Here is a 7628-nt window from a genome sequence, read left to right as displayed (position 1 = left end):
GATATTCAAGTAAAAGCCCTGATCTTAGCCAGTATAATCGTTTGTTACAAAAAAGGAGTGTGGTTCATTGAGTACAACTTACTTGCTTGAAACCTATGCCAACCTATGCCAAACGGCTTCGATTACCGGCTATTAAACGTGTCTATAAGGAAATGGCCCATGATGCTGCCGAACGACAAATTCCCTATGAGGAGTTCCTTTTCGCTCTCTTGGAGCAAGAAGTTCTGCAAAGAGATGCAAACAAGATTGCAAGTCGGCTCAAGCACGCCAAGTTACCGTCAGTAAAAACACTTGATCAATATGAGTTCTCTGCGATTCCATCTCTTAATAAACCTAAGCTGTTACAACTTGTTCGCTGTGAGTACATCGAAAAGGCAGAGAACATCATGTTTATCGGAAACTCCGGTACGGGTAAGACGCATCTCTCCATTGCTCTCGGAAAAGAGGCTTGTCATCAGGGCTATTCTGTGCAGTTTTGGACAATGAACTGATGGAAGCGCAGTCCCAAAAACGAATTCTCCAGTTGGAGAAACAATGGTTAAAAACGGATTTGATCATTTTAGGTGAAGTAGGGTTTGTTCCCCTCAGTAAAACGGGGGCGGAGTTATTGTTTCAATTTTGTGCAGCCCGCTATGAGAAAGGCAGCACGATCATCACCAGTAATCTCGAGTTTGCGGATTGGACACAAATTTTTAAAGATGAACAAATGACAGCAGCTTTGGTTGATAGGCTTACACATCGTGCTCATATCTTTGCCATGAATGGGGACAGCTATCGTTTTAAGCAAAGTATTCAAAGATCGTGATCATGAAAAAGTTACCCACCCGCCGGGTGGATTGATTTTTGCCAAGGTGGTCAATTTTTTGATGAGCACGGTGGTCAACTTTTTGATTGACATTCACATACCATCAAGGGGTATTTACTCCCCAAAGTTTGCGCAAAAAACTGATCGAGTTCTTCGCGTGCAGCTTACTCCGTTGGAGCCTTGTAAATAGGTTTTAACTCAGCCGTAACTTTCTTTAAATCCTTATAGGAAACATATTTAATTGAGTTACGGATTTGATGACATCTTTATGACCGTCAAGGTCAATTCCAATGACCATATAGGCAGCTTTGTTGACGATAGCCCCGTCCTGTTTTACTTTAAAGTGGAGCGCGTCTAACAAAACAACGGCATATACCGATTGCAAAGGGCGATTTTACCACTCTTTAATCAGGGGAACGATTTTGTTCGTGACATTTGAAATGAGTGTTGGTGAGACTTCGATGCCGTAGAGCTGCTGCAGATGGTCTTGGATATCACGTGTAGATACGCCTTTTGCATACATCGCGAGGATTTGATCTTCGATCCCTGTTACATTGGACTGGTGCTTCTTTACAATGGCAGGCTCAAATTCTCCCTCACGATCACGTGGGACTTGAATGTCCACCTCGCCATACTCGGAACGGACAGTTTTTTTGTTGTTTTACTGTATCCATTACGGCTATTCGTTGTCCGCTTGTTTTTCATGTCATGCTTTGCGTATCCAAGAGAGGACTCCATTTCAGCTTCGAGCATTTCTTGGATCGTTTCAGCAAACAAATCCTTTAGGGCTGACTGTACGTCGTCCACAGACTTCATGTTTTTCTCTTTGATCCACTGCTTGATCTGCTCTTTTGACATCATAAAAATCTCCCAACCTTTTTAAGCCAGGAAGAGAAGGTCACGCTCTACTGCCTAAATGGCATATGATGCCCACGATATGGAAAAATACGAGGAATGCATAACGTTCGGAAAAACGGGACATGCTGAGGACCCAACAAACAATGAGGTGAAAGAGCGGGTCGCTCTGGCGATATGCAACTCTTACCAGACGATAGAAGAATTACGGCGTGAACTTGCTCGACTGGTGCAGGAGAAGGGAAGCTTTACGGATGAGGTTGTGGTAGAGCTGAGTCAGCGTTTGGACGGGTACATTTACGCTATTCAATCTGGTAGACATATACAGTCAAAAATTAACGAAGAATAGCATAAAAACAACCTCTTTACACAAAGTTATCCTTGGTCTTAACTCTGCGTAAAGAGGTTTGTTGAAAGGCCAACTGCCTGATTCCCAGCGGATCAGACAGTTGAGATGGTTGATGGTTGTTTTTATCGACAGTTGCCACTAACAAAGCGACGAAGCTTGCTCCGGGAGCGGCATCCAAAACCCATAAAACCGCCGCATAGCTTATCTATGGTTTTTACCTCTTCCATACATAGCTCTTGTACGTCAATCACTACTTCAAGTTATTGAAGTCTACCGCTTTTTGATTCATCAGGTAGGAAACGATTACCTCGTGGTTGGACACTTCATCCGTAAATGTGACCTTGAAACAAATGTCATTTTCTCTCCAAAAATAGGAGATGAGAGTTGGATCTTCTGCTCTGCTCGACTCGCCGCGCTCCTTGTATTTCTCCGTTTTGAACACTTCCTTTCCAGCGATTTTTTGCATGTGTACGTTGACAAGGTTCTTTTCGTCAAAAGGCAGGAAAAAGGCTACATGTCCATTCTTTTTCATGTCATCGTATATTTTGATGTCTTTGATTTGATCGAATGAGATGCTATTTACCACAGGTATTTTTTTGTTTTTCCCAGGGACATTGTAGTACATGCCAAAGTACATGGTCTTATAATCCGCGTCATTTTCCGGAGAACTAAAATTAACTTTTGAGCTTATATATGCTCCTATAGCTTTAAACTGTCCCGGCAGCTCCAGAGGAAACTTCGGAGTTAATCCGATTGCTTTCGAGCCATGCTGCACGTCTTCTGTATCATACAAGTCCATGACGTAACTGTGAAAGCCGACATAGCGTTCTTTCATCGTTTGATCAGGGTATTTGGCATTCACGATCATTTTTACAATGTCTTCTTGCGGATCGCTAGCAAAACTACCGATGTTATACTGTATTCCGTCATCTTCCCATAGATAGTAAACTTCGGTAATGTTGTTTTTATCAGTAACGTTTCCATTTGAGTGTTTGTCAGTAAAAGTAACCTTCCATACATCTAGCCCTTGGACTTTCAAATTCTGCTTCTCTATCTTTTGTTCCCCATACCCCTTTTTTTCTTCTTCCACGATTCGCTGATAAGCCGCTTCCATTCCATGCAGTCCGCTGCTTGCAGAAAAATGAAGAAATTGAGGCGATGAATCTCCTTTATTACCAAAATCAATCTGAACGTGGGTCTCTTTATTTGTACGCAATTTGTTCCGATCGATATAAATCCCGCTAAACTCATAGTTCATGCCAAGCACATCAGGAATTTTAAATGGAAAACCGGCCGTCTGTATTCCTTTTGACAAGCGATCGTATCCTCGCAAATCCCAATCAAACAACAGTCGACCCTCTTGCTTTGTTTTGGTCTCAGCGGAAGCAGCTGGCTTGGCGGGGCTCTCCACCTTCACCGCGGCATTCGTAAGGGTCACCGAACTCATCATGGCCACGCACAAAACGGCAGCAGCCGAAAGCTTGTAGGATCCTGCTCTAAAGTTTTTGATCATCTGAATTCTCCTTGTCATTTGATTCTTGTTATTCGCTTCGTAAAAATGAAGCAAGTGAAGCTGCTGGCGGCTTGCAGAAAAACGCTGCAAAAATTGAATAATCGTCATCCCGTAGGGCACAGACTCCGCTTCGCCCAGAACGTTCAGCACATAAGCGTCACACGCAAGCTCCCGGTCGGTCTTCATCTGTTTCACCAACAACCAAACAAGCGGGTTCATCCAGTGGATGGTCAGGGCAAACAACCCCAGCAGGTTCCATACGATGTCTTTCCGCTTGTAGTGGGCAAGCTCGTGGGCGAAGACATGGGTAAGCTGAGAGGCGTTCGATTCCTCGCAGATCTCTTTCGGACAGTAAATCCATGGATGGATCACCCCGGAAATATGCGGGCTTTTTCTATCGCTTCCCGTATAGATAGGGATGGGTTGGGTGATGCCAAATCTTTTCCGGCAATCGTCCATGATGGAAACGACTCGCGGGTCGGTTGCGATTTTGAGGCTGCTCAGTCTGCTTCTGGCACGCAGCATGTAGGCACACAGATAGCCAAACAGGGAAATGCATCCCGCAAGCCAGACGATGGCTGCTGTCTTTACGCCAAGGGTGTGATTGTCTTGGGCAGGTATTGCCGGATCGGTTTTGATTTGGCGGGATACGGAGGTATCCGGAAGATTTCGATTTTCTGGCTGTTTGATCTGATTCGTTTGTGAAAAGTCTGTTTGTTTGCTGTTTTGCTCTATCTGTATTTGTGGCCCGTTGCTGGCAACAGGGGAGAGGGGGGAAACAGCATGCTTGATGCTGTCTACGCCTAGTTGCCAGATGTTGAAGATGCTTACCGAACTGTTCGGGAAAAAAGGGAACAGAAGCCGTATCAACACAATCAGCCACAGCGCGTGGTGAAGCCGAGCGCTTATCCGGTGATGAAAGATTTTCTTAATGGCTGCCACCAACAACGCGACGAGGCTAGCTCCAATGGTGGCATCCAAAACCCATAAAAAAATGCCGCATAGCATATCCATGCTTTCTACCTCTTTACAGTTAGATCTGCTGCTTTGTCATTCTCACCTGTCATCGCTTCTGTTGCTTTAAAAAAGGACTGGCTCTGCGCCTTGATGCGTTCTTTTTCGGAAATCAACGGAAAATACTTGCAGCTTCTTCCCGGGGATACTGTCCAGTTACTCACCGCCTAATCGACTTTTTATTTACAGTTGTAAATATGATCTGTCGGATTAATATTACAAGTGTAAATGGATGGTGTCAAGAAGTTTTTTCCACTTTTTACTACAGAAGCAGGGGGCCGTTGAAGTTGCTCTGCAGCCAAGGAAAGGTTGAAAGAGCAATTCAATATCTAGCTCAACAAAAAAAAGAAACAGCAAAATACGGATCCTATCCGTGCTGTTTCTCAAATAAAGGTAGCTTCCCGTCCATTAACGGAATACGATCAACTCATTCGAGGTGACCAAGACGTTGAACCGCCCTTTCTTTTGGCAAGGTTACTGTATCTGTAAAATGAGCCTGTTGATCGTTGTCGAAAACAACGCGGCCGCTTCCTCGCGTGTCAGCTCCCGCCTGGAATGATAATCAACCGTACCCGCTTTGGACGGAGCAACTTCGGGACCGTGCAAGCCAAGAGCAACCATTGTTTTTACTTCTTCCAATGCCCATTTGTCGGTTGGTCCGCTTAACTCGATGTCATCCCTGCGAAGCTCCGCGGGATAGTTGGCAATTTGCTCCTTAAATGCGCGTGCGATCATTAGCGCTGCTTCCTGCCTTGTCACAGGGTCTTCCGGGCCGAACGCAGCGTCCGTCCTCCCTTCCACAATCCCCAGTTGTACGGCGGTTTGAATATGCGCTGCAGCCCAGTTCCCGGCTGTGTCTTTGAACTTGACGGGCTCTTGGGACAGCTGGACGCCCAGTATACGTATGAGCATGGCTGTCGCTTCGGCCCGGGTCATCGCACGAGTCGGCTCGAACTTCTCATCGTTGTCTTTCAAAATTCCGATCAGCTGCAAATGACGGATGTACGGTGTATATTCGCTTGTTGCAGGAACATCTTTGTACATGGGCGTCGTTATTTTTTGAGCGTAGCTGACTGGATTCATATATTTGAAATACGTGATGCTGTGATCGCCGTTCTCTTTGAAAGCTATCAGCTTTCCGTTCTCGTCTTCAAACAGCAGCGGTTCGATCTGTTTCACTTTTTGTTTGCCCATCAGACTTTCCACAAGAAGTTCACCATCTCCAATTGCGGTAATGGTCGTCAGCGCGACACGAATTCTTGCATCCGAGTACTCTCCTTCGAAGCGGCGAAGCTGCGCTTGCGGAGTGTTCAGCGGAACCGATTTGACGCTTGTATCCGTCCTTGGGAAATATCGATCCATGAATGCGTTAAACCATGCGGATCGCAAATCGCTGGATGTGTTGCAGGTAATAAAGACGCCGACCTTTTCCTCGGGAATCAGCCACATATAGGAGCTGAAGCCGATCAGGTCTCCGCCTTTCGTAATCACTTTATGCCCGTTGTTATGCTCGGGCTCGAACGAACCTTCATACCCGTATGTCGCATCCTCTACCCGCGGATGAATGGCGACATGGTAATGCTGCATTTGCCGAATGCTTTCTTGACTCCAAATGCGCCTGTTTTGATAAACGCCGTCTTGCAGTTGGGCGATCATAAACTTGCCGATATCGCTTGCTGTCGCATTCATTCCTCCATCCGGCGATTCCGTAGGGGTAAGCGCATAGGGATCCAATGCCTGCCCGTCCACATAAGCTTTGGCCAAATGGCCGAGCACTTCGTCGGTCAGCAGCAAATCGGTGTTCATCATACCGAGCGGCTGAAACAGATTCTGTTTCATATATTGGTGGAAAGGCATTCCCGATACACGCTCGATAATGTAGCCCTGCAGCACATATGCAAAGTTGTCGTACATGTAGGATTCGCCCGGTTTACGGACAACATCGGGCATTCTTTGCTTCACATAATCCGATAATGAAACGAATTTCTTCAAATCGCCATGGAAATCGTCCATCGTTTCGATCGTAACGTCAAAACCGGTCGAATGAGTCATCAGGTGGTGCATCGTAACAGGCTGGTCAAAGGGATTGCGGATGCGAAGCCCTTCTTCCAAATACTTGTTAATATCCGCATGCAAATCGATTTTCCCTTGTTCCACCAGCTGCATGACGGCTGCCGCAGTGAAGGTTTTCGTAACCGATCCGATTCGGAATACGGTTTTCCCCGGATCGACCGCGATTTGCCGTTCCTTGTCCGCGTAGCCGTACCCTTTCTCTAACAGCACTTTGTCGCCCTTTACGACCACGATGGCGGCTCCCGGCACGGCAAGATCCGTATTTTGCTGTTTCGCCATAAATTCATCGGCGAACCGTTCCAACGCTTTGGTATCTGTCAACGGGTTCGATGATTCTGTTTTCATTTCCGCAAAAACACCTCCCAATCCATTCATTGCCATGCATACTCCAAGAAAAGTACCGATAATCCCTGTTCGCAGCTTCTTGCTCACGCCATTCCCATCCTTTCTCCAAACACATAGGCACCTACTACCTCGAATTTTTGCTCGTTGTCGATCGTCATATACTTCACCTCAACGACGTTGCCTTTTTGAAACGAGGGAATAGTTACGATCGGGATGACGATCCTTACCACGGTATGGATAACCTCGCCATTCTGCTTAGTGACGGTCAAATCAAGCAATACCTCTGGCTGATCGTCAACCTGCACATTCGTTTGCTGGATCGAGTTGATGACTGCTTGCGCAGACGTACCGCCCGCGAGAATCGCCTTGCGTTGCAAGTATCGTTTATTGCGGGCCCGCACTCGCTTGACAACTGTTGCGATCATCCATGACGCCGTAAGAAGTGAGCAAATGACGATGATCACTAGTAAGGCGGTCAATGGTATACACCTCGCTGTCCATCCCCAATCGAAAAATAGCAAAACTACCCCGCGGCATTTTAAGTTTAAATGAACAAAAAGGATAAGTCTATGTATTTTGGGGATTTTATACAATTGGTATGCAGCCGGAACTGGGAAATATAGGTGAGTGGCTAACGTGTTTAACCTTGAACAAATAAAAGTGTAGGGAAGATC

The 7628-nt window shown here is 46.1% G+C and carries 4 protein-coding genes and 2 pseudogenes; 2 read left to right on the top strand and 4 right to left on the bottom strand.

The genetic code is table 11. The annotated features are described in order from the left end of the window. Window positions 1-95: 95 nt before the first annotated feature. Window positions 96-805: pseudogene (gene istB, locus Q3F21_RS08460) on the top strand (IS21-like element helper ATPase IstB). 98 nt (window positions 806-903) lie between these two features. Here istB and Q3F21_RS08455 read toward each other — a convergent pair. Then, window positions 904-1672: pseudogene (locus tag Q3F21_RS08455) on the bottom strand (IS256 family transposase); the annotation flags it as partial. A 70-nt stretch (window positions 1673-1742) separates the two neighbouring features. Here Q3F21_RS08455 and Q3F21_RS08450 point away from each other — a divergent pair. Next, on the top strand, window positions 1743-2009 hold the full coding sequence (locus Q3F21_RS08450; protein ID WP_340251281.1) for a Spo0E family sporulation regulatory protein-aspartic acid phosphatase: 267 nt from the start codon (window positions 1743-1745) through the stop codon (window positions 2007-2009). A 250-nt stretch (window positions 2010-2259) separates the two neighbouring features. Here Q3F21_RS08450 and Q3F21_RS08445 read toward each other — a convergent pair whose 3' ends face one another. The 3 genes from Q3F21_RS08445 to Q3F21_RS08435 form a co-directional block, all read right to left on the bottom strand. Further along, window positions 2260-4530, bottom strand: coding sequence for a M56 family metallopeptidase (locus tag Q3F21_RS08445; RefSeq protein ID WP_340251315.1), 2271 nt, complete (start codon window positions 4528-4530; stop codon window positions 2260-2262). A 480-nt stretch (window positions 4531-5010) separates the two neighbouring features. Next, window positions 5011-7041, bottom strand: a complete 2031-nt coding sequence (locus Q3F21_RS08440; RefSeq protein ID WP_340251279.1) for a serine hydrolase — start codon at window positions 7039-7041, stop codon at window positions 5011-5013. After that, window positions 7038-7433 (bottom strand): hypothetical protein, encoded by a 396-nt coding sequence (locus Q3F21_RS08435; protein WP_340251276.1) that lies wholly within the window; start codon window positions 7431-7433, stop codon window positions 7038-7040. Before Q3F21_RS08435 ends, Q3F21_RS08440 begins: the two co-directional genes overlap by 4 nt. Window positions 7434-7628 lie beyond the last annotated feature (195 nt).

The organism is Brevibacillus borstelensis (assembly GCF_037834415.1).
Taxonomy (GTDB): domain Bacteria; phylum Bacillota; class Bacilli; order Brevibacillales; family Brevibacillaceae; genus Brevibacillus; species Brevibacillus borstelensis_A.
This window is presented reverse-complemented; position numbering and strand designations above follow the sequence as displayed.